Source organism: Sphingomonas sp. SRI_018 (genome assembly GCF_057586275.1).
Window position 1 is genome coordinate 1,709,919 of record NZ_JBYCZO010000001.1, and the last position, 20,696, is coordinate 1,730,614.

At 66.3% G+C, this 20,696-nt stretch carries 15 protein-coding genes and 1 pseudogene; 9 read left to right on the forward strand and 7 right to left on the reverse strand.

Annotated features, from left to right (window positions below):
- Nucleotides 1-658: 658 nt before the first annotated feature.
- From AC2YHA_RS07950 to AC2YHA_RS07960, 3 genes are all read right to left on the reverse strand, one after another.
- Nucleotides 659-2,677 (reverse strand): glycoside hydrolase family 97 protein, encoded by a 2,019-nt coding sequence (locus AC2YHA_RS07950; RefSeq protein WP_487401050.1) that lies wholly within the window; start codon nt 2,675-2,677, stop codon nt 659-661.
- A gap of 63 nt (nt 2,678-2,740) precedes the next feature.
- Nucleotides 2,741-6,205 carry a TonB-dependent receptor gene (locus tag AC2YHA_RS07955; protein ID WP_487401051.1) on the reverse strand — a complete coding sequence of 1,155 codons (3,465 nt, stop codon included), beginning with the start codon at nt 6,203-6,205 and terminating at the stop codon, nt 2,741-2,743.
- A 494-nt stretch (nt 6,206-6,699) separates the two neighbouring features.
- Nucleotides 6,700-8,235 (reverse strand): MFS transporter, encoded by a 1,536-nt coding sequence (locus tag AC2YHA_RS07960; RefSeq protein WP_487401052.1) that lies wholly within the window; start codon nt 8,233-8,235, stop codon nt 6,700-6,702.
- A gap of 58 nt (nt 8,236-8,293) precedes the next feature.
- On the opposite strand from AC2YHA_RS07960, the gene AC2YHA_RS07965 reads away from it, so the two are divergent.
- Nucleotides 8,294-9,307 (forward strand): LacI family DNA-binding transcriptional regulator, encoded by a 1,014-nt coding sequence (locus tag AC2YHA_RS07965; protein WP_487401053.1) that lies wholly within the window; start codon nt 8,294-8,296, stop codon nt 9,305-9,307.
- A 46-nt stretch (nt 9,308-9,353) separates the two neighbouring features.
- On the opposite strand, the gene AC2YHA_RS07970 is transcribed toward AC2YHA_RS07965, so the two are convergent.
- Complete coding sequence (locus AC2YHA_RS07970; protein ID WP_487401054.1) at nt 9,354-10,226, reverse strand: LysR family transcriptional regulator; 873 nt, start codon at nt 10,224-10,226, stop codon at nt 9,354-9,356.
- 144 nt (nt 10,227-10,370) lie between these two features.
- On the opposite strand from AC2YHA_RS07970, the gene AC2YHA_RS07975 reads away from it, so the two are divergent.
- The 5 genes and pseudogenes from AC2YHA_RS07975 (at nt 10,371) to AC2YHA_RS07995 (ending at nt 13,735) form a co-directional block, all read left to right on the forward strand.
- A complete protein-coding gene (locus AC2YHA_RS07975; protein ID WP_487401055.1) occupies nt 10,371-11,033 on the forward strand; it encodes a hydrolase in 663 nt (220 codons plus the stop codon).
- A 217-nt stretch (nt 11,034-11,250) separates the two neighbouring features.
- Nucleotides 11,251-11,991 carry an SDR family NAD(P)-dependent oxidoreductase gene (locus tag AC2YHA_RS07980; protein WP_487401056.1) on the forward strand — a complete coding sequence of 247 codons (741 nt, stop codon included), beginning with the start codon at nt 11,251-11,253 and terminating at the stop codon, nt 11,989-11,991.
- Nucleotides 11,992-12,625: 634 nt separating this feature from the next.
- A pseudogene (locus AC2YHA_RS07985) lies at nt 12,626-13,152 on the forward strand (SDR family NAD(P)-dependent oxidoreductase).
- A 107-nt stretch (nt 13,153-13,259) separates the two neighbouring features.
- Complete coding sequence (locus AC2YHA_RS07990) at nt 13,260-13,352, forward strand: SDR family oxidoreductase (RefSeq protein ID WP_487401057.1); 93 nt, start codon at nt 13,260-13,262, stop codon at nt 13,350-13,352.
- 248 nt (nt 13,353-13,600) lie between these two features.
- Entirely contained in the window at nt 13,601-13,735 is a 135-nt protein-coding gene (locus AC2YHA_RS07995; protein WP_264757871.1) for a hypothetical protein, read from the forward strand.
- A gap of 172 nt (nt 13,736-13,907) precedes the next feature.
- Here the strand turns inward: AC2YHA_RS07995 and glmS are convergent, their stop codons facing one another.
- The 3 genes from glmS to glmU are packed head-to-tail and all read right to left on the reverse strand — an operon-like array spanning nt 13,908 to nt 17,476.
- Nucleotides 13,908-15,731: a glutamine--fructose-6-phosphate transaminase (isomerizing) gene (gene glmS / locus AC2YHA_RS08000; RefSeq protein ID WP_487401058.1), complete on the reverse strand. Its 1,824-nt coding sequence runs from the start codon at nt 15,729-15,731 to the stop codon at nt 13,908-13,910.
- 24 nt (nt 15,732-15,755) lie between these two features.
- A complete protein-coding gene (locus tag AC2YHA_RS08005; RefSeq protein WP_233786009.1) occupies nt 15,756-16,067 on the reverse strand; it encodes a hypothetical protein in 312 nt (103 codons plus the stop codon).
- Nucleotides 16,064-17,476, reverse strand: a complete 1,413-nt coding sequence (gene glmU / locus AC2YHA_RS08010) for a bifunctional UDP-N-acetylglucosamine diphosphorylase/glucosamine-1-phosphate N-acetyltransferase GlmU (RefSeq protein WP_487401059.1) — start codon at nt 17,474-17,476, stop codon at nt 16,064-16,066. Before glmU ends, AC2YHA_RS08005 begins: the two co-directional genes overlap by 4 nt.
- Nucleotides 17,477-17,487: 11 nt before the next feature.
- Here glmU and AC2YHA_RS08015 point away from each other — a divergent pair, with 11 nt between their 5' ends.
- From AC2YHA_RS08015 to AC2YHA_RS08025, 3 genes are all read left to right on the forward strand, one after another.
- Nucleotides 17,488-18,171 carry an HAD-IA family hydrolase gene (locus AC2YHA_RS08015; protein ID WP_487401060.1) on the forward strand — a complete coding sequence of 228 codons (684 nt, stop codon included), beginning with the start codon at nt 17,488-17,490 and terminating at the stop codon, nt 18,169-18,171.
- Between the two features lie 202 nt (nt 18,172-18,373).
- Nucleotides 18,374-19,609 (forward strand): sensor histidine kinase, encoded by a 1,236-nt coding sequence (locus tag AC2YHA_RS08020; RefSeq protein ID WP_487401061.1) that lies wholly within the window; start codon nt 18,374-18,376, stop codon nt 19,607-19,609.
- A gap of 42 nt (nt 19,610-19,651) precedes the next feature.
- Nucleotides 19,652-20,686, forward strand: a complete 1,035-nt coding sequence (locus tag AC2YHA_RS08025; RefSeq protein WP_487401062.1) for a PstS family phosphate ABC transporter substrate-binding protein — start codon at nt 19,652-19,654, stop codon at nt 20,684-20,686.
- Nucleotides 20,687-20,696: the final 10 nt, after the last annotated feature.

Sequence of the window (20,696 nt, forward strand, 5' to 3'; positions counted from 1 at the left end):
GATCAGCATCTCTCGATCCAGGTTGCCGGTTTCGTCCTGCAGCGCACCCGCGGGATTGAGCTTTCCGGAGGAGCCTCGGCCCGCCGTCCGGGCTGCGAGCAATTGTCGGCTATCCCTATCTCGATACGCTTGGGACGGCGTCAGCCACGTCAACCTTCATCGGCAAGCGCGACGATCACGCCGCCGCACCAGGCGAACCTAACAAGCCCCCCGGAGCGCAGTCCCTCTTCCGCCATCAGGGACGTCGCCAGCGCGATAACCAACCCAGCGACCGCAGCCGCCAGCACCCTGGCGCTGAGTTCGTCCAGAGCCTCGCGGGAACGCTCACGGAGGTGATGGTCGCCACGGCGGAGAAATAAGCTGGAAAAGCACTGAGCCACGCCTCACGGGCTTGCGCGTTCTGAAAGGCTGCCCGAATCCCAGCACGGTCACGCACGTTTGGCCCAAACGAGCGACAATGCCGATGCGCCCATGCGAGGCCACCCTCAACGGATAGCCGCGAGCATGTTACAGCTGTCCGATGCGACACCTCGTAATCAGCGACGAGAGATCTTGGCCGGTGAAGATCATTATGTTCGTTCTGCTGATCCCGGTGATCCTCGTCTTCATGGTGCTGAAGATCGTATTCATGCCCTTTGAGCGACCGATAGAGCGGCGGTCAGTCGAGCGCGCGGAACCGGATCGCTGCGCCGCCTCCCGGCGCCAAGTCCAGCTCGACACTGTCCCTGCTGGTCACCACCCGCCGCGCCGTCTCGAAAGCGAGCGGATTCGTGCGATAGTCGGCGCCGGGACCGTCGCGATAGATCTGCGCTTCGTAGCGCCTGCCGGGCGCGAGGAAGGAGAGCGGCTGCGTGACCTTGCGCGCGTTCTCGTCCGTCACCGCGCCCAGGAACCAGTCCCGCCCGCCGCGCTGCTGGCGGGCGACGACGACATAGTCGCCGATCTCGCCGGCGAGCGTCGTTGAGGTCTCCCAGTCGGTCGGCACGTCGCGGATGAACTGGAAGGCAGCGAGGTTCTTCTCGTAATTCTCGGGCAGGTCCGCCGCCATCTGGATCGGGCTGTAGAGCACCACGTAGAGCGCAAGCTGGGTTGCCAGCGTCGACTGGACGCGGCGGGTGACGTCGTCCTTACCGTGCGCCAGGTCGAAGATGCCGGGCGTATAGTCCATCGGCCCCGCGAGCATCCGCGTGAACGGCAGGATGGCGACATGCTCGGGCGGATTCGTCGGCACGCCCCAGGCGTTGTATTCCTGCCCGCGCGCGCCCTCGCGGCTCACCCAGTTGGGCCAGGTGCGGCGCAGGCCCGTGTCCTTGACCGGCTCGTGCGTGTCGACCGCGATATGGTGGCGTGCCGCGACCTCGACCGCGTGCTGGTGGTGGCGGACCATATATTGCCCCGCGAACCACTGGCGCCCGCCCTCGGCATCCACGATGTCCCCGCTGTGGCGGACATAACCGCTCTTGACCGTCGAGACGCCGGCGCGCTCGTAGAGCGTCATCGCATCCTCGAGCTGCGCCTCGTAGTTGGGCACGGCGCCGCCGGTTTCATGGTGGCCGATCAGCTTCACGCCCTTGCTGCGGCCATAGGCGGCCAATCCCGGGAGATCGAAATCGGGATAGGATCGGGTGAAGCTGAACTTGTCGCCCTCGACCGTCCAGTCGCCGTCCCAGCCCTGGTTCCAGCCCTCCACCAGCACGCCGTCGAACCCGTATTTCGCGGCGAAATCCATGTAGCGCTTCACATTGGCGGTGTTGGCGCCGTGCCGCGCGCCGCTCGCCCAGGTCGAGCGGTTGAGGTGCATCTCCCACCACACGCCGACGTATTTGCCAGGCTTGAACCAGCTCACGTCGCCGAGCCTGTTCGGCTCGTTGAGGTTGAGCTCGATGCGGCTGTCGGCAAGCGCGGCGGGGCTGTCGCCGATCAGCACGGTGCGCCAGGGCGTGGTGAAGGGGCCGGTCTTCCGCGCAAGCACGCCGTCCGGCCAAGGCATCAGCCACGCGCTCAGCGTGCCGGCGCCGTCGCCGGCGAGCAACATGCTGGGGAAGTCGACCAGCGCGGCTTCGTGGAAGGAAAGATAGAGGCCGTTGTCGCCCTTCAGCGTCAGCGGCGTCTCGGCCAGCGTGACCCGGCGCGCGTCGGTCTCGGTATAGAGATACTCGTCGCGATCCACACCCAGCGCCTGATACCACCAGGCACGATAGCTGCCGACGGTGCGGAACTGCGTGCGGTCGGCGGTCACCGCCACCGCCTGCCCGGCCGGAACGGCGCTGTACCGGTAGCGGAAGCCGATGCCGTCGTCGAACAGGCGGAAGGTGACCTCGACCTCCCGGTTGAGCGGCGTGTCGCCGGTCAGCGTCACCGTCAGCTCGGTATGATTGTCGCGGATCGTGCGCTGCTCGCCCCACGGCTGCTCCCAGCGCGTATCGACGCTGCTGCGCCTCGCCTGCCCCAGCGCCGTATAGCGCGCCGCCGGCTCGCCCGCGAAGCCCAGCCCCAGCGCCGAGGGGGCGAGCACGGCGACGCCGCCCCGGCGAACCTCGTAAAGCGCCTGGCCGCCCTCCACGAATACGCATAGCTCGATCGCCTTGCCGGGCGACTGCGCGCATTCGCGCCCGGTGGCGCGGGCGGTGGCGGGCACGGCGAGCGCCGCGAGGAACAGCAAGGCGCGGAACATCATCGGGCGGCTCTCACGAAAAACGGGCGCCGCCGGACCAAGCATCGGCGGCGCCCAGGGAGGACATCAGAACTTGAAGCGGACCCCGAACTGGAAGCGGCGGTCGACGCGGTTCCAGGCGGAGTCGCGATAGACCGGCTTGGCACCCGGCGTCTGCGGCGAGTCGCCGAAGATCTGCTGCTGGTAGACGGTCGTGGTGTTGAGCAGGTTCGATCCATCGATCGACAGCTCGACGAAGCGGTTGACCGAGAAGCGGATCGATCCGTCGAGGAAGCCGGCCGACTTCTGGAACACCGGCAGGCCGATGCAGCAGTCCAGGTTCTGCGTCAGATAGCGCGAGCGCCAGTTGTAGGCGATCCGGATGCCGATCGGCCCCTTCTCGTACAATCCCACCGCGTTGAACGTGTGGGTCGAGATGCCGGCCAGCCGGTGCGAGTCGAGCACATAGCCCGTCCCGCCCAGCGCCTGCTGCCCCGCCCCGAACGCGCCGACGTCGCCGCTCGACGAGGCGGTGATCAGGTTCGAATTGTTGATTCCCGACTGATGGACATAGGTGTAGTTCAGCTGCGCCCCGAGGCCACTCAGCAATCCCGGCAGGAAATCGAAGAAGGTCTGGTAGGCGACCTCCGCCCCCAGCAGCTTGCCGCCGTCCTTGACGTTGCTCGGCCCGTTGATCTGCACGGTCTGCGTCGAAGTGCCGTTGGCGATCGTCCGCGCGAACTGGCCATAGGCGATCGCGTTGGTCAGCTTCTTGTAGAACAGGCCGACCGTCAGCGAGCTGTTGCGGCCCATGTACCGCTCGAACGACAGGTCGAGTTGGTGCGCCATCAACGGCTTCAGCGCCGCGTTCCCCGAATTGGCCAGGAACACGAAGTTGTAGCCGACGACGTTCTCCGGCGTGCGCGGCGCGGTCGGCGAGCTATAGACGACATAGGGCGAGTCCGGCGTCGCGTTGATGACCGGCGCGTTGATCGCGAGCGTGTTGCGCAGCAGGCCGATGTCCGGCCGCGACATGGCGCGCGAATAGGCGAAGCGGATGAAGTTCTTGTCGTCGAGCCCGAAGCGCAGATTGAGGCTCGGCAGCCAGTCGGTCCGGCTCGCCCGATAGGTGCCCTCCGTGCTCCCGCCATTGGCGAAGGCGCGGATCGCGTCGGTCAGGTAGCAGCTCGGATTGACGACATTGTTGCCCGACAGCGGCGTGCCGCAGGGCGCTAGATTGTCGAAGATGTTGGTCGCCGGGAAGGCGACGCTGCCGTAGCTCGTCTCCTTCGTCCGCACGACGCGCAGGCCGACATTGCCCTTCACCGCGACGTTGCCGAGCATCAGCTTGTCGTCGCCGCCGAACTTGAGCATCACGTACGCGGCCTGGGTCTGCTCGCGGACGCGCATCACCTCGCCCGGCGTGAAGCATCCGTCGACGGTCGCCTCGGCGCGGTCGCAGATCGCCGTATAGCCGCCGCCGATCGGCGAATGGGTGGTTGCGCCGCTGAGCGAGTCGATCAGGCGCGGGAAATCCCGCAGCGTCGACCGGTTGAGATAGACCAGCTCTCCATTGTCGTAGACGCTGCCGTTGTAGAAATCGCCGAGGCTGGCCGCCTCCCAGATGCCCTCGCCATAGCCAGCGAAGGGCGCGTGGCCGACATTGCCGGCGCAGTTCCCGGTGTCGGTCGGATAAGCACCGCCACTGGTGTTGTCGGCGTTGAAGCCGGGGCCGTTGCAGTTCCAGTTGGCCGCGATCGGCGTCCAGTTGAAAGTCGAGTAGCGCACCGTCTGCTTGCGGTCCGCATAGCGCACGCCGACCTTCAGCGAGTCGAGCCAACCACTGTCGGGGAAGTCGTATTCCGCGTCGCCGCGCAGCGCGAGCTCGGTCGCGTCATTGTCCTCGACATGCCCCTGGATGAAGGGAATCCAGTAATTGTGCGGATTGGCGAGGCCGCCCGCGGCATAGTTGACGTTCGAGCCCGGCAGCAGCGTCACCTGCGGCGTGCCGTCGCGGTTCACGCTATAGTCGAAATCGGCCATCGATCCGGCCGCGACCAATATGTCGTTATTGTAGGTCGAGGCGTCGATATACTGCACGTCGGCATTGAGGTGCAGCCGCTCGCTCGGGCTCCACCGGATGTTGCCCGAAAGGTCGCGGGTCCCCTCCCGGTGCGCGAAGTTGCGCGCCTCGTTCTGGAAGTAGAGGCCGTCGCGCTGTGTCGCGCACGCTCCGCCGGGGCCGGGCCCGCAGTAATTGACGAACGGCATGCCCGGCACCGCCGAGCCCGCATTGATCGCCGCCTGCACGCTTTCCGTGGTGCCGCTGAAGCTGCCGTGCGGCTGGGTCAGCAGCCCGGATTCGAGCATGCCGTCGGCGCCGAAGCTGAGACCTTTGCTGCCGGCCAGCACCGATCCGGAGCGCGGATTGAACGCGCGCGTGCCGAAGTAATTGCCGTCGAGGATCGCATGGCTGGCGCGCTCCAGCCAGGCATTGCGATAGTGCGAGTCGATGTATTGGACGGTGGCGAGCAGCGTGCCCGAGTTGTTCTCATACTGCAGCGCCCCCGCGATGCCGCGCCGCTTGCGGTCGTAGTCGACCTGCGAATAGCGGATGCCGTCGGGCGCGAAGGCCCAGCCCGATCCGCCGAACGGGTTGGCGGCGCACGGGATGCTGCCGTCGCCGCCGACCGTGCCGCGAGCCGTCCCGTCGGGGTCCACCGTACCGAAGCCGCTCGAGCAATAGGTGTCGATCTTGTCCATGATCACGCTCTCGGTGCGCGTGACGACATGGCTCTGGGCATAGCTGGCGAGCACGCCGAAGCGGCCGATCGCCGTATCCCAGGTCTTGCTGACGAGACCCGAGAACTCGGGCGTCCAGCGGCCGGAACGGTCGCCGTAATTCTCCCGGAACGCGCCGGTGACGACCAGGCCCTTCTGGTCGAACGGCAGCCTGGTGCGCAGATCGACGGTGCCGGCAATGCCGCCCTCGATCATGTCCGCCGTCTGGTTCTTGTAGGCGTCGACGCGGCCGAGCAATTCGGGGGAAACGTCGTTGAACTGAAGGCCGCGCGCCGAGTCCGCCGAGAAGCTGTCGCGGCCGTTGATCTCGGTGCGGACCTGCGTCAGGCCGCGGATCAGCACCCCGGTCGGCTCGCCCGACGGATGGGTCGAATCGTCGGCGGACTGCAGCCGGTTCACGGTGATGCCGGGAACGCGCTGCAGCGCTTCCGCGGCCGACTTGTCGGGGAAGGCGCCGATATCGGTGGCGGTGATCGAATCGACGAAGGTGTCGGCGTTCTTCTTGACCAGTTGGGAGGTCTCGAGCGCCTGGCGGACGCCGACGACGAGGATGTCGTCCTGCTGTCCGTCACCGGCGGCGGGCGCTTCCTCCTGAGCCGCACCGCCGGGCGAAGCCTCCTGCGCGGCGGGCGCGCTCAGCGGCGCGGTCTGGGCATGGGCAACGGACCCGATCCCCATCGCCATCAGCGCGACCAGCGACGCGCCACCCTTCAGAAACCTGCCATGCGCAGCCGAGCGATTGTCTTCCATGTCGATCTCCCCTCTCCCGCCATCCCCTTTTCCGGGATTGGCTCGCCTCATAACTCGTCGCAGCCGCGCGCCTTCGCGCACGGGCATTCGTCAGAATTGTTGCAAAGGCGTCGCAAAGGCGGCGGCGCACCAGCCGATCGTCTCAACTGTGCGGATTTCATCCAACCTGATCGCGTCGGGACGCCGATAGCGTTCCATGGCCTCTCCTCCCGGGCCAGCCGCGCTGCTTCGACGCTGCCATGCCCCTTATTGATTTGCGTAATTTTGCTCAGTTTACGCAAACTGGCAAGCAAAATCTCTCATCGAGATGTCGATGCAGATAACTATCTGATTAACACTCATTTTAACGCCTGATACGCAGGTTACCTAGCTGCATATCTGTTCGCATCGGCCAATGGACACGCTTGATTTCGACCGATCAATATGCAAGTTTTGCATAAAGGAGCTTTGCCAGTGAGCTTGCCCATGAGGCTTTCATCCGCCGCGTCGGGCGGTCAGGCGTTGCGGTCGACGGAGCGCGGAATGGCCAGCGTGAACGCCGCCGCCAGCGCGAGCGAGCCGGCGGACAGGGCGAGTGCATGGATCGCCTGTCCGCCGAACAGGCGCCCGACGAGCTGGCCGAGCACGATCGCGGCGACCAGCTGCGGCAGCACCAGGAAGATGTTGTGCACGCCCATGTAGACGCCGGTCTTGCGCGGCGGCACCGCGCTCGCGAGCATGGCATAGGGCAGGGACAGGATCGACGCCCAGGCACAGCCGATCGCCGCCGCCGGCAGCCAGAGCAGCGCGGGATCGTCGATCACCAGGAAGCCGGTCAGCCCGGCCGCACCCAGCATCAGGCACAGTATATGGCAGGCCCGCCGGCCGATCCGCGCGGCAATGCCGGGCAGCAGCAACGCCATGAGCGCGGCGACTCCGTTGTAGCCGGCGAACAGGATGCCGACCCAGTCGGCGCTCTCGCTATAGGTGGCGGAAGCGGCATCGGCCGTGCCGAAATGACGTGCGGCCACCGCCGGCACGGTGTAGATCCACATCGCGAACAGGCCGAACCAGGTGAAGAACTGCACCACCGCGAGCCGCTTCAGCGCCTCGGGCATGTGGAGGATGTCCTCGACGATCTCGAGCATGCCGAGCCGGACACGGCCGCGCCGCCGCATCCGCACCGCCGCGAGCTGCGACAGCCCGAAGGCGAAGGCGATCGCCGCGACGACATAGATCTCGCGCTCCCAGCCGATCGCGGCGGCAGCCAGCGCGACTGCGGCGCCGGCCCCCATCCACGACATGCCCTGACGAACCAGCGCGGCCGCGCCCTCCGCGGTCGGCACGGTATGCGGCACCGGCTCGCAAGGGCCGGTACCCACCCACCGCTGCTCGCCCGTCGTGAAGACCGTCCAGCTCACCGCGGCGAGCACGCCGATCCCACCGATGTAGAAGGCCATGCGCACCGACGGCGGCAGCATGCCCGGCGCGCCCTCCCCGCTCATCCCCAACCAGTGCGTCAGCATCCACGGCAACGCGGAGGCGAACACCGCGCCGGCGCCGATGAAGAACACCTGCAGCGCGAAGCCGGTGGTGCGCTGCTCCTCGGGCAGGCGGTCGGCGACCAGCGCGCGGAACGGCTCCATGGCGATGTTGACCGCGGCGGTCAGCACCCACAGCGCCAGGCTCGCCGTCCACAGGCTCGATGCATTGGGCATGGCGAACAGCGCCAGCGCGGCCAGGATCGACCCGCCGAGCAGATAGGGCCGCCGCCGCCCGAGCGGTCCCCAGGTGCGATCGCTGAGATAGCCGATGATCGGCTGCACGAGCAGCCCGGTCACCGGCCCCGCGATCCACAGGATCGCCAGCTCGCCGACCTCCGCTCCAAGCGTCTGGAAGATGCGGCTGGTGTTGACGTTCTGCAGGCCCCAGACGATCTGCACGCCGAACAGGCCGACGCACATGTTCCAGATCTGCAGGACGCTGAGGCGCGGCCGCGCGAGGCTGCGAAGCTCCGCCTCACCCGCCGCCGCTCCGACGCTCGCTTGCAAAGCCCTCCCCCCGATGCGCTAAAGCGGCGCTTGTCGGCCACTCCAGAGCTTGGGCGCAATGGGCAGCAGTAGCAACAGCAATACGACGCTGCAGGACCTCGCCAGGCTGGCGGGGGTGTCGATCTCGACGGTGTCGCGAGCGCTCAACGATCACCCGCTGATCAGCATGCGCACCAAGCAGCGCATCTGGGCGCTGGCGCGCGACCATGACTATCCGTTCCGCTCCTACATGCCGGCGGGGCCGATCGGGGCCGAGGGATCGATCGCGGTCGTCACCCCCTATATGCGCGGGCGGCCGCTGCCGCTGTCGCATCCGTTCTTCCTCGAGCTGCTGGCCAGCATCGGCGAGGCGGCGCGCTCCCGCGCCTGCGACTTCACCGTCAGCCATGTCGCGCCGTCAACCTACGACGACCTCGTTACCGCCGTCACCACCAGCCGGGCGAGCGGCGTGATCTTCCTGGGGCAGAGCATGCTGCACGAGGAGCTGAACCGCCTCGTCGCCACCAACGCGCGCTTCGTGGTGTGGGGCGCGCAGATGCCGGGGCAGAAATATTGTTCGGTGGGGTCGGACAACCTGCTCGGCGGGCGGCGGGCGACGCTCCATCTCGCCCGTCTGGGACGCAGGCGCATCCTGTTCGTCGGCAGCACCGACCCGGAGGCGATGCAGCGCCGCAACGGCTATCTCGAAGCGCTTCGCGAGAGCGGGCTCGAGGCCGATCCGAAGCTGATCATACCGGTCGATTTCGAGTTCGAGTCCGCCGAGACCGCGGTCAGCCGGCTACTGCGGCGGCACGTCGCCTTCGACGGCATCGTCGCGTCGAGCGACCTCATCGCGCTCGGGGCGATCCGGGCGCTGCGCCGCGCTGGGCTGTCAGTGCCGGGCGACGTTTCGGTGGTTGGCTATGACGACATGTTGCTGAGCCGTCTCAGCACACCGACGCTGACCACGATCCGACAGGATACCTACGAGGCCGGCCGGCAGCTCGTCGCTCGCATCCTCGATCCGGCGCCGGACCATCATTCGGCGCTGCTGCCGACCGACCTGATCGTGAGGGAATCATGCGGGGCATGAGAGCCGTCAGCTCCGCAACCGCCTGTCGCCGGCCCCCGCCTACCCGTCACCCCAACGCACGGCAGTGTTCGATCATCATTTCGGTCAGCACTCTCACCTTACGCGCAGGATGGTGCCCGGCTGGCCGCACGACATGAATGCCCAGCGCTGGCGGCGGAAAGCGCCTCATCACGGGGACCAGTGACCCCGATGCAAGATGCTCCGTGACCAACTCCCTGGGCACGCCGGCCACGCCAATGCCTGCCAGCGCTGCGGCGATCAGCGCGATAGCATTATCGGCCTTGAACCGCCCCTGCGGCTTCAGCGTGATGGCCGCATCGCCGTCCATGGCGAGCCAGGTCTCGTTGCCTTGCATGACGACTTCGTGGGTAGCGAACGCTTCGGGCGTCTGCGGCGCGCCGTGCTGTTCGATGTATGCGGGCGACGCGACATAAACGGCCGGCGTCTGCCCAACGCGTCGTGCGAGCAGATTGGAGTTGGTAAGATGGCCGACCCTAATCGCGCAATCGAACCCTTCCGTGATCAGATCGACGAAGCGGTCGGTGTAGCAGGATCGCACTTGCAACTGGGGATTGAGGCGCGCCATCTCGGCTATGACCGGGGCGAAGTGGGTCGGACCGAAGGTAAGCGGCGCGGCAATCCGGAAGCTGCCGCGCAGTTCGCCCTCGGGCAGGATCGTCTCCCGGGCGATGTCAATCTCGGCACAGACCTTTGCGGCATGATCGCGGAAGATGACGCCGGCTTCAGTCAGCGCAGCGCCGCGCGTGGTGCGCGCCAGCAACTGGATGCCGAGGTCTGCCTCCAACCTCGCGAGACGCCGACTGACGATCGACTTGGATAGGCCGAGGCGCAGGGCAGCTGCCGACACCCCGCCCGCGTCGGCGACCTCCACAAACGTTCGCAACTCCTCGATGTCCATCCAGCGTTCCCCGATGCGCGACACAGCATGGCAGCTTGTGAGGCTACCGTGGCGATTTCTGCAATGGCAAACGCGCATCGCGGCGGCACCGATCAGCCGATGTCCGCCGCAACGATCCCATGCAACTGCAGCCAAGGAACTGCCATGAAATTCCGCAACGGCCTCGACTCGCTTCTTCGCCCGGAGGACTCGGTCCTCGTCCTGATCGATCACCAGCCCTTTCAGCTGACCAACTTGAACAGCCACGATCCGCAGGCGGTGGTCAACAATACGACCGGGCTCGCCAAGGCGGCGAAGGCATTCGGGGTACCCACGATCCTGACCAGCGTGATCGCCGATCGCGGCGGGCTGATCTTCAAGCATGTGACCGACGTGTTCCCCGGGCAGGAAGTGATCGACCGCACCCTGATCAACACCTGGGAAGACAACAAGGTGGTCGATGCGGTCAAGGCGACCGGCCGCAAGCAGCTGATCATTGCGGGCCTGTGGACCGAAGTGTGTGTCGCGATGCCGGCGATCCAGGCGGCTGGCGAGGGTTGGGACGTCACGGTGGTTACCGATGCCTCCGGCGGCCTGTCAGTCGAATCGCATGAGGTCGCGATCCAGCGAATGATCCGAGCCGGCGTCAACATGATGACCTGGACCGCCGTTGCCTCCGAATGGCAGCGCGACTGGGCACGCCTCGAAACTGCCGGGGCGGTGACGCAGATCATGATTGATCACCTTGCCGGCAGCGGCATCGCATACATGTGGGAACAGCAACTGCTGAACACGCCAGTGCCCGCCGAGGAGACGGCAGGGGTCTGACCCGATCGGGTGGCGAACGGCACTGGGCGGTGCGCCATCGGCGCGTCGCAAACTGCTGTCGTCGCCCATCGCTGCACATGCCGGCAATGGCCTAACCGGCCGTGTTCCGTTCCGGCAACACAGTTGAGCAGCTCATGGGGCTACCGGTGCCTGCTTATCCCCCCAGAATAGGCACGAACATCTTCGCGGTCCTGTCGCGGCCAGGAAGGGCAAGAATATGATCGATCTGAGTGGAAAGCGCGCGCTGGTAACCGGCGGTTCGCGCGGCATTGGCGCCGCGATCACCGTGACGCTGGCCGAAAACGGCGCTGATGTCGCCTTCACCTACCAAAACTCGGCCGAGAAGGCACAAGCGGTGGCCAAGCTCGTCGAGGCGACCGGTCGCCGCGGTATCGCGATCCAGGCCGACAGCGCCGATCCCGATGCGATCACCCGCGCCGTCAGTGAGGCTGCGGCCGCGCTCGGCGGACTGGACATCCTCATCAACAGCGCCGCGATCGGCTATTACGGCTCAATCGCCGAGCTCGATCTCAACGAGTATCAGAAGCTGATGGACGTCAACGTGCGCGCGCCAATGCTGTTCGCCAAAGCCGCCATCCCGCATCTGCCGACCGGTGGGCGGATCGTTTCCATTGGTTCAGGTCTGGGCGAGCGCGTCCCGTTCCCCGGTGTGACGGCATATGCCGTTTCGAAGGCGGCGCTGACCTCGTTCACGCGCGGCCTTTCGCGCGAACTCGGGTCGAAGGGTATCACCGTCAATCTCGTCCAGCCCGGATCGACCGATACCGATGCTAACCCCGCCGATGGCGACGCTGCCGACTTCCAACGCAGCATGACCTCGCTGGGGCGTTATGCAGAGCCGCGCGAGATCGCCAATGCTGTCGTCTTCCTGGCGAGCCCGGCCGCAAGCGTGATTACCGGCGCTGTCCTCAACGCCGATGCGGGCGCACTCGCCTGAGGTCCACCGGGTCGGCGTAGCAGTGGCCGGAGCGGCAGCTTTTAGGCATCGGCTTAGCGGCCGCGAATGGAGGGCGCATTGCAGACATTGCGCTGAGGCAGTCTTATTTTACGAATGAGGCAATTTTATCCGTGCGCAACACGAGGCGGCCACACATGCTCAGGCTGCGATGCGAATCGTCCGGTCATCCACCTCTATCTCGAGCGTGCTCGCCTTCCCTTTCGTCCGCCGAGAGCGGCGGCGTCATCACAAGCGTGATCTTTGGCAGGGTTTCTTGTGCATGGATCAAGACGTGATGCAGAAGTGATCGAACCGAGCAACTCGGCGAAAGCGCCGATGGCGCCGCGCCTCAATCAAGATGTCACAATAGAACTGGCTCATCGAATTGATCATAGTTTTACTTGGATGTGCAGAGCTTTGATGAGGGATGGCCGATCCCGAATTTTTCGAGCGGCTGCCGTTGCCGAGAAGCCTCACCAGGCAGTCGTTCGACGATATGGTCGCGCTCTACCCCACCATCGCCGAGGAACTCGTGCTCCCCGAATGAACGCATGGGCCGGCGTCAGCGCAACGCAAGCCAATGAAAAGTTAAAACGAGCAGGAGAGATGGCATGGGAGGTTGACGGGTCGAAACGTGATCATCACAGGCGCGGCGGGAGGGATCGGCCTCGCCACTGCGAAACTCTTTCTCGCAGAGGGTGCCAATCTGCTACTCGCGGATCGGGAGCCAATAGAGCATCCAGAAGGCCTCGTCAGTGCTACGGACAGTCGATGGATCACGGTCCGGGCCGACCTTTCCGTCATGTCCGAACTGGACCGGGTCACCGATGCGGCGCGTGACGCGTGGAGCAGGATCGGTGTCTACTTTGCTTGTGCGGTCATCATCACGCCACAGCCGCTCGGAAGCATCACAGAGGACGTCTACGACAGGCACATGGCGATCAATCTCAAGGCAATCGTATTTGGCATCCAAAAGGCGCTGCCGATGATGAGCGAAGGAGCTTCCATCGTGCTGATGAGCTCCTGCATGGCTGAGATGGGAGCACCCGGCTACACCTCCTACGGAGCGACAAGGCTGCGGTCCGTTCGCTTGCCCGGAACTGGGCCATTGATCTCCGCAACCGCGGGATACGGGTCAACGCATTGATGCCCGGGGCATAGAGACGCCACTGTTTCGAGATGCGGGCGTCGCGCCCGACGTCAACCCGGAGGTCGCCGAAAGCCTTCTACCGCGGATTCCGATGGCCAGGATCGGTTAGCCGGACGAAGTGGCGCAGGCCGCCCTTTTCCTAGCATCGGCCGCGAGCAGCTACATGACCGGTACGCGACTCGCGATGGATGGAGGCATCGGCGAGGTATAGGGCTCAGCCCTCTGGCAATCTCCTCGGCGATGCCTCGCCCCGTGACTGAATCATGCTCACGAAAAGACCGCGCATCAATTCGGATCGGCGGCTTCCAGGCCGGCGCGGTGCATGGATAAATGACCAGCCGTCTACAGCACAAAATGAAACGAGTTCATTCCCATGCAGGATTGGAACAAATTTCATTTTGGAACGAGCTTGTTATCTTCCGATAAAGCGCGATTTTCGGTCATGCGGCGGTGCAGGACATGGCCGTGATCGGCTTGCCCGCGACAAATGACGAGGAGGTCGAGGCCGTGATGGTGCTTAAGCCCGGCACCGCGCTCGACGAGCATCAATCCTGGCGCAAGCTCGCGAGCGGATCGGCGACTTCAAGGTCCTAAGACGATCGACTTCATTGCCGCGCTGCCGCTGAACTCCACGTGATAGTGCTTCCTTCGATAACTGCTTAGCCCGCCGATAGTGGGGAAAACTTTATTGGTGGCGGGACGACTTTATTGTTCATGGGAAAACTTTATTGTCGTTGCACAATCCCGTGAGCGCTTCCGCGCGAGGTTATTCGACCGTCACCGACTTGGCGAGGTTGCGTGGCTGGTCGACGTCGGTGCCCTTCGCCACCGCGACATGGTACGCCAGCAGCTGCACCGGCACGGCATAGACCAGTGGCGCGATCAGCGGATGGACCTCGGGCATCTCGATCGTCGCGATCGTGCCCTCGCCCGCCTGAGCGATGCCGGCGGCGTCGGAGATCAGCACCACCTGCGCACCGCGGGCCTGGGCCTCCTGCATGTTGCTGACCGTCTTGTCGAACAGCGGACCCGAGGGCGCGAGGACGATCAGCGGGACCTTGTCGTCGATGAGGGCGATCGGGCCGTGCTTCATTTCGCCCGAGGCGTAACCTTCGGCGTGGATGTAGCTGATTTCCTTGAGCTTGAGCGCGCCCTCCAACGCCATCGGATATTCAGGGCCGCGGCCGAGGTAGAGCACGTCGCGGGCGCCGGCGATGGTATGGGCCATCGCCTCGATCTCCTCATCATGCGCGAGCGCGGCGTTGATCGCGGCGGGAGCCTCGATCAGGTGCCGGACGATCTCGCGCTCCTCCTCCGGGGTCAGCCTGCCCTTGGCGCGGGCGAGGTTGACCGCGAGCGCCGCCATCACCGCGAGCTGGCAGGTGAACGCCTTGGTCGAGGCAACGCCGATCTCCGGCCCGGCATGGGTGGAGAGCAGCAGGTCGACTTCGCGCGCCATCGAGCTGGTCGGCACGTTGATGATGCCGGCGGTGGTGACGCCGTTCGCCTTCATGTGGCGCAGCGCCGCCAGCGTGTCGGCGGTCTCGCCCGACTGCGACACCACCACGCCGAGCGTGTTCGGCGGCAGCACCGGATCGCGGTAACGGTATTCGGAGGCGACATCGACCTCGACCGGCAGGCGGGCGAACCGCTCGATCCAGTATTTGCCAATCATGCCGACATAGCTGGCGGTGCCGCAGGCGATGATCACGACGCGCTCGATCTTGCCGAGATCGAAGTCCATGTCGGGCAGCGCCACCATCTGCTCGACCGGGCGGATGTAGCTCCGCAGCGTGTCGCCGACGACCACCGGCTGTTCGTGGATCTCCTTGAGCATGAAGTGGCGGTAGTTGCCCTTGTCGATCATTGCCGGCGAGACGCCGGAGGCGACGATCTCGCGCGTGACGGGATTGTTGTCGCGGTCGAATATCTCGATGCGCTCGCGGGTCAGCACGGCCCAGTCGCCCTCGTCGAGATAGGCGATGCGCTGGGTGAGTCCGGCGAGCGCATGGGCATCGGAGCCGAGGTAGTTCTCGCCTTCGCCGTAGCCGACGGTGAGCGGTGCGCCGAGGCGGGCAGCGATCAGCAGGTCGGGCTCGCTCGCGAACAGCACCGCAAGCGCGAAGGCGCCGTGGAGCCGCGGCAGCACCGCCGCCACAGCGTCACGCGGGGACTTGCCGGCCTTGAGCTCGCGGTCGACGAGGTGCGCGACCACCTCCGTATCGGTCTGCGACTTGAACTCGCGGCCGGCGGCGATCAGCTCGTCACGGAGCGGCTTGAAATTCTCGATGATGCCGTTGTGGACGATCGTCACGTCGCCGACGATGTGCGGATGGGCGTTGTCCTCGGTCGGCGCGCCGTGCGTCGCCCAGCGGGTGTGGGCGATGCCGATCGTGCCGGGAAGCGGATCGGCGGCGAGACGCGCGGCGAGATTGGCGAGCTTGCCCTCGGCGCGGCGGCGCTCGATGCCGCGGTCGGTGAGCGTCGCGATGCCCGCCGAATCATAGCCGCGGTATTCGAGGCGCTTCAGGCCCTCGAACAGGCGCTCTGCGACCTCGCTGGTGCCCAGGATACCGACAATTCCGCACATGGCGCGATGCTCTCCCCCCGCGCCTCAGCGCGCAAAATTGGTATCGACGAACGTCCGGACGAACTCGCCGGGATCAGGCTCATGGCCCTCTGTCTCGATGAAGCGCTTGCGTCCGCTGGTCCACATCTCGCGGAGCGCGCCGGGCATTCCGTCCGGGAACTTCATCTCCGATGCCACCATCTCACGCCAGCCGCCCGACAGGCCGTAGGTGTCGCGCACCGCCGCCTCGGCATCGCGCGCGGCCGCTTCGCCGCCCGCGTCGAGGAAGCCGATCGCGTCGAGCACATAGCTGTCGAGCAGCCGCAGGAACGGCTTGCCGTCGTAGCGGTCGGTCATTTCGCGGCTTTCTTGCGGGCGAGCATCGTCTCGCGGAAGCGCTTCGCCCAGCCGGGCTTGGCGGTCTGTTCCGGGCGGACCAGCGCGAGCGCGTCGGGCTCGACGTCCCTGGTGATAACCGCGCCCGCGCCGGTGATCGCGCCGGCGCCAATGCTGACCGGCGCGACCAGCGCGCTGTTCGAGCCGATGAAGGCGCCCTCGCCGATCTCCGTCCGGTATTTGAAGAAGCCGTCGTAATTGCAGGTGATGGTACCGGCGCCGATGTTCGCCCCCGCGCCCACCGTCGCGTCGCCGAGATAGGTCAGGTGGTTGGCCTTGGCGCCCTCTCCCAGCTTCGACTTCTTGATCTCGACGAAATTGCCGACCTTGGCACGCTTGCCGATCACGGCGCCGGGTCGCAGCCGCGCATAAGGGCCGACCTCCGCCCCATGTCCGACCGTGGCACCTTCGAAATGGCAGAAGGCGTGGATCGTCGCGCCATCGGCGATGCTGACGCCCGGGCCGAACACGACATTGGGCTCGATCGTCACGTCGCGACCCACCTCGGTGTCGTAGGAGAACCACACGGTCTCGGGCGCGATCAGCGTGGCGCCCTCGGCCATGGCGCGGGTGCGACGCTTAGCCTGCCAGATCGCCTCGACCTCAGCGAGCTCGGCCCGGCTGTTGACGCCGGCGACCTCCGCCGCGTCGGTCTCGATCACTGCGGAGGCGCGGCCCTCGGCGGCGGCGAGCATGACGATGTCGGGAAGATAATATTCGCCAGCGGCATTGGCATTGCTGACGCGAGCGAGGAGCGCGAACAGATCCTCGTTGCGGACCGCCAGCACGCCGGAGTTGCAAAGCGTTTCGGCACGCTCCTCAGGACTGGCATCCTTGAACTCGACCATCTTGGCGATACGCCCATCCGCGTCGGCGATCACGCGGCCGTAGGCGCCCGGGTCGGCGGGGCGAAAGCCGAGCACGACGCAGGCCGGCTGGTCCGGCGCGTGGAGGCGCTCGATCATCCGCCGCATCGTCGCGGCGGTGACCAGCGGCGCGTCGCCGTAGAGGATCAGCACGTCGCCCGCGAAGCCGCCGAGCGCATTCTCGGCCTGCGCCACGGCATGGCCGGTGCCGAGTTGCTCGGCCTGATGGACGATCTCCGCCCCGACGGGCGCCACCGCCGCTTCGACCTGCTCGCGGCGCGCGCCGACCACCACCATCGTGCGCTGCGGCGCGAGCTCGGCGACGCTGGCGATCAGGTGCAGCAGCATCGGCCGCCCCGCAATCGGGTGCAGCACCTTGTGGAGGTCGGACTTCATCCGCGTGCCCTGGCCGGCGGCGAGGATGATGGCGGCGATCGGTCGAGGACGGGTCACAGCGGCGCCCCTGCCACGAACGTCTTGCCAATTCCATAGCGAAGCGGCCATGCGCAGGGGCGATGCATGATTTTCCCTTTGCGATCGTCGGGTTCGATCTCGACGGCACTCTGCTCGACACTTCCGGCGATCTGACGGCGGCGGTCAATCACGCGCTGAGCGAGGCCGGGCGGCCGCTGCTGACGCGCGACGAGGTCGAGCCGATGATCGGTGGGGGCGCCAAAAATATGCTGCGCCTCGCGCTGGACGCCACCGGCGGCTGCTCCGACGAGGAGTTCCGGCGGCTCTACAAGCTGCTGCTCGGCTTCTACGAGGCTCACATCGCGGTCGAGAGTCGGCCCTTCCCCGGCATGATCGAGGCGGTCGATGCGCTGAAGGCGATGGGGGTGAAGGTCGGGATCGTCACCAACAAGTTCGAGGCGCTGGCCGAGAAGCTGATGCGCGAGCTGAACCTGCGCGACCGGTTCGACTGCCTGATCGGCGGCGACACGCTCGGCAAAGGCAATGCCAAGCCCTCCGCCACGCCGATCCTGCACATGATCGAGTTGTGCGGGCGCGGTCCCGCCGCGTTCGTCGGGGACTCGATCTATGACATGCAGGCGGCACGTAATGCCGGCATACCGTCGATTGCGGTGAGCTTCGGCTTCCTGATGCAGCCGGTCGAGGAGCTGGGGGCGGATGCGGTGATCGATTCCTACGAAGAGTTGGTGCCGGCGTTGCGGGGACTGAGTTCGGTGACGGCATAGCTCCTCCCCGGCACGGGGAGGGGGACCAAGACGCGTAGCGGCTTGGTGGAGGGGGCCCTCCGCCAGCGGCTCGAGTGAGGCGAGCCCCCTCCACCACCGCGCTACGCGCGGCGGTCCCCCTCCCCGTGCCGGGGAGGAGCTTTGAACCGCCGCCTGCTCCTCGCCCTATCGCATCGCACGCTTGACGTTTAAGGCATCGTCCATGGGGTTCGGCTTGTCCGCACGCGCGCTCGTCGCCTTCGGCCTGATCGCGGTCGCCGCGCTGGTCGGCTATCTGCTCAATCACGACGTCTCGGCGATGCTGCTGGTGCTGGTCGCCGGCTTCGCAGCGGTGCTGCTGCTGGCGGCGCTGCCCGAGGCGGAGCAGCGCGCGCCCCAGCCGACAGCGACGCCGTCGCCACATGCGGCAACCAGCGCGTTGATCGAGGCGATCGGCGAACCCGTGCTGGTGATCGCCGGCACCCGCGTCACCCATGCCAACGCCGCCGCGCGGCAGCTGCTCGGCGAGCATATCCTGGGCGAGGACGTCCGCCTCGCGATCCGCCATCCGGCCGCGGCCGAACGGCTGGTCAACGCCGGCGGCGACGAGGGCCACCAGCCCATCCATCTCGTCGGGCTCGGGGCGCGCGACCAGCGCTGGGCGATGCAGGTCAGCGCGCTGCCCGACGGCCGCCGCGTCGTCCACCTGACCGATTCGACCGGCCGCCACGCCGCCGAGCGCATCCGCGTCGACTTCGTCGCCAACGCCAGCCACGAGCTGCGCACGCCGCTCGCCGCGCTGCTCGGCTTCATCGAGACGCTGAGCGACGAGGCGGGCGACGATCCCGCGATCCGCAAGCGCTTCCTGGGGGTGATGTTCGACGAGGCGCGGCGGATGCAGCGGCTGATCGACGACCTCATGTCGCTGAGCCGCATCGAAGCGGAGAAATACCGCGTGCCGGAGGAGAAGGTCGATCTCCAGGCGCTGGTCGAGGAGGTCCGTGCGGAGCTCGCCGCGACGCCCGATCCCCGCGGGGCCGACCTCGTGGTCGAGGCCAAGGCGGTCCCGGTGGTGATCGGCGACAGGGCGCAGCTTTCGCAGCTCCTCCACAATATCGCGGGCAACGCGATGAAATACGGCAAGGCCGGAACGCCGGTGCGGATCGCCGTCGCACCGGCCGGCAGCACGATGGTGCGGCTCACCGTCAGCGACGAGGGCGAGGGTATCGCGCCCGATCACCTGCCGCGGCTCACCGAGCGTTTCTACCGCGTCGATTCGGGGCGCAGCCGCTCGGTCGGCGGCACCGGTCTGGGGCTCGCCATCGTCAAGCATATCGTCGAGCGCCACCGCGGACAGCTCGATATCGCCAGCGAAGTCGGGCGCGGCACCACCGTTTCGATCCTGCTGCCGGCCGCGGTGTCATCAACCCGTAACGTGACTGAAACACAGGGCGCCTGAGGGCCGCGCGAGTCGCGCCCCTGGTCCTCGGGAGGCATCGACATGCGCATGTTCGGAAAGCTGGTGGCAGCGGCGCTGCCGATGTTGGCGCTCGCCGGCTGCGGCAGCCAGTCGCGCGACCAGATCAAGATCGTCGGATCGTCGACGGTCTATCCGTTCACGACCGCGGTCGCCGAGCAGTTCGTCAACAAGCATTCCAACATGAAGGCGCCCGTGGTCGAATCGACCGGCACCGGCGCCGGGGTGAAGCTGTTCTGCGCCGGAATCGGGCCGCAGCACCCCGACATCCTCAACGCCTCGCGCCAGATGAAGAAGTCCGAGTACGACACCTGCCAGCAGAACGGCGTCGGCGAGATCATGGAGATCCAGATCGGCACCGACGGCATCGCACTCGCGGAATCGAACAACGGGCCGAAATTCAAGCTCACTCGCCAGGACATCTATCTGGCGCTCGCTGCCAATCCCAAGGGGGAGAAGAACACCGCCAGGACGTGGAAGGACGTCAATCCGGCGCTGCCCGCGATCCCGATCCAGGTCTATGGTCCGCCATCGACCAGCGGCACGCGTGACGCCTTCGTCGAGCTGGTGATGGACCCCGGCTGCGAGGCGGCCATGCCCGCGGCCAAGGCGATGAAGGCCGGTAATCCCGACCGGTTCAAGGACGTGTGCAGCAAGATCCGCGACGACGGCCCCTATGTCGACAAGGGCGAGAACGACAATCTCATCGTCCAGAACCTCGCGGCCAATCCGAACGCGGTCGGCATCTTCGGCTACAGCTATCTCGAGGAGAACAAGGACCGGCTGCACGGCGTGCCGCTGGAAGGGATCGAGCCGACCTATGAGACGATCGCGATGGGCCGCTATCCCGGCGCGCGGCCGCTCTATCTCTACGTCAAGAAGGCGCATCTCAAGGCCGTTCCCGGCCTCAAGGAATTCCTCGACGAATATGCCGAGGCGTGGAAGCCGAGCGGCCCGCTGGTCAAGCGCGGGCTGATCGCGGCGACCAACACCACGCGGCTGCGCTCGCAGGACATCCTCAACAACGGGATTGCGCTCAATCCGGCGACGCTCCACTGAGAAGGCAGCC

Coding starts and splice junctions, on each gene's coding strand:
- AC2YHA_RS07950 (WP_487401050.1), bottom strand. CDS start 2,677: ATGATGTTCCGCGCCTTGCTGTTCCTCGCGGCGCTCGCCGTGCCCGCC.
- AC2YHA_RS07955 (WP_487401051.1), bottom strand. CDS start 6,205: ATGGAAGACAATCGCTCGGCTGCGCATGGCAGGTTTCTGAAGGGTGGC.
- AC2YHA_RS07965 (WP_487401053.1), top strand. CDS start 8,294: ATGGGCAGCAGTAGCAACAGCAATACGACGCTGCAGGACCTCGCCAGG.
- AC2YHA_RS07970 (WP_487401054.1), bottom strand. CDS start 10,226: ATGGACATCGAGGAGTTGCGAACGTTTGTGGAGGTCGCCGACGCGGGC.
- AC2YHA_RS07975 (WP_487401055.1), top strand. CDS start 10,371: ATGAAATTCCGCAACGGCCTCGACTCGCTTCTTCGCCCGGAGGACTCG.
- AC2YHA_RS07980 (WP_487401056.1), top strand. CDS start 11,251: ATGATCGATCTGAGTGGAAAGCGCGCGCTGGTAACCGGCGGTTCGCGC.
- AC2YHA_RS07995 (WP_264757871.1), top strand. CDS start 13,601: ATGGCCGTGATCGGCTTGCCCGCGACAAATGACGAGGAGGTCGAGGCC.
- glmS (WP_487401058.1), bottom strand. CDS start 15,731: ATGTGCGGAATTGTCGGTATCCTGGGCACCAGCGAGGTCGCAGAGCGC.
- AC2YHA_RS08005 (WP_233786009.1), bottom strand. CDS start 16,067: ATGACCGACCGCTACGACGGCAAGCCGTTCCTGCGGCTGCTCGACAGC.
- glmU (WP_487401059.1), bottom strand. CDS start 17,476: ATGGCCGCTTCGCTATGGAATTGGCAAGACGTTCGTGGCAGGGGCGCC.
- AC2YHA_RS08015 (WP_487401060.1), top strand. CDS start 17,488: ATGCATGATTTTCCCTTTGCGATCGTCGGGTTCGATCTCGACGGCACT.
- AC2YHA_RS08020 (WP_487401061.1), top strand. CDS start 18,374: ATGGGGTTCGGCTTGTCCGCACGCGCGCTCGTCGCCTTCGGCCTGATC.
- AC2YHA_RS08025 (WP_487401062.1), top strand. CDS start 19,652: ATGCGCATGTTCGGAAAGCTGGTGGCAGCGGCGCTGCCGATGTTGGCG.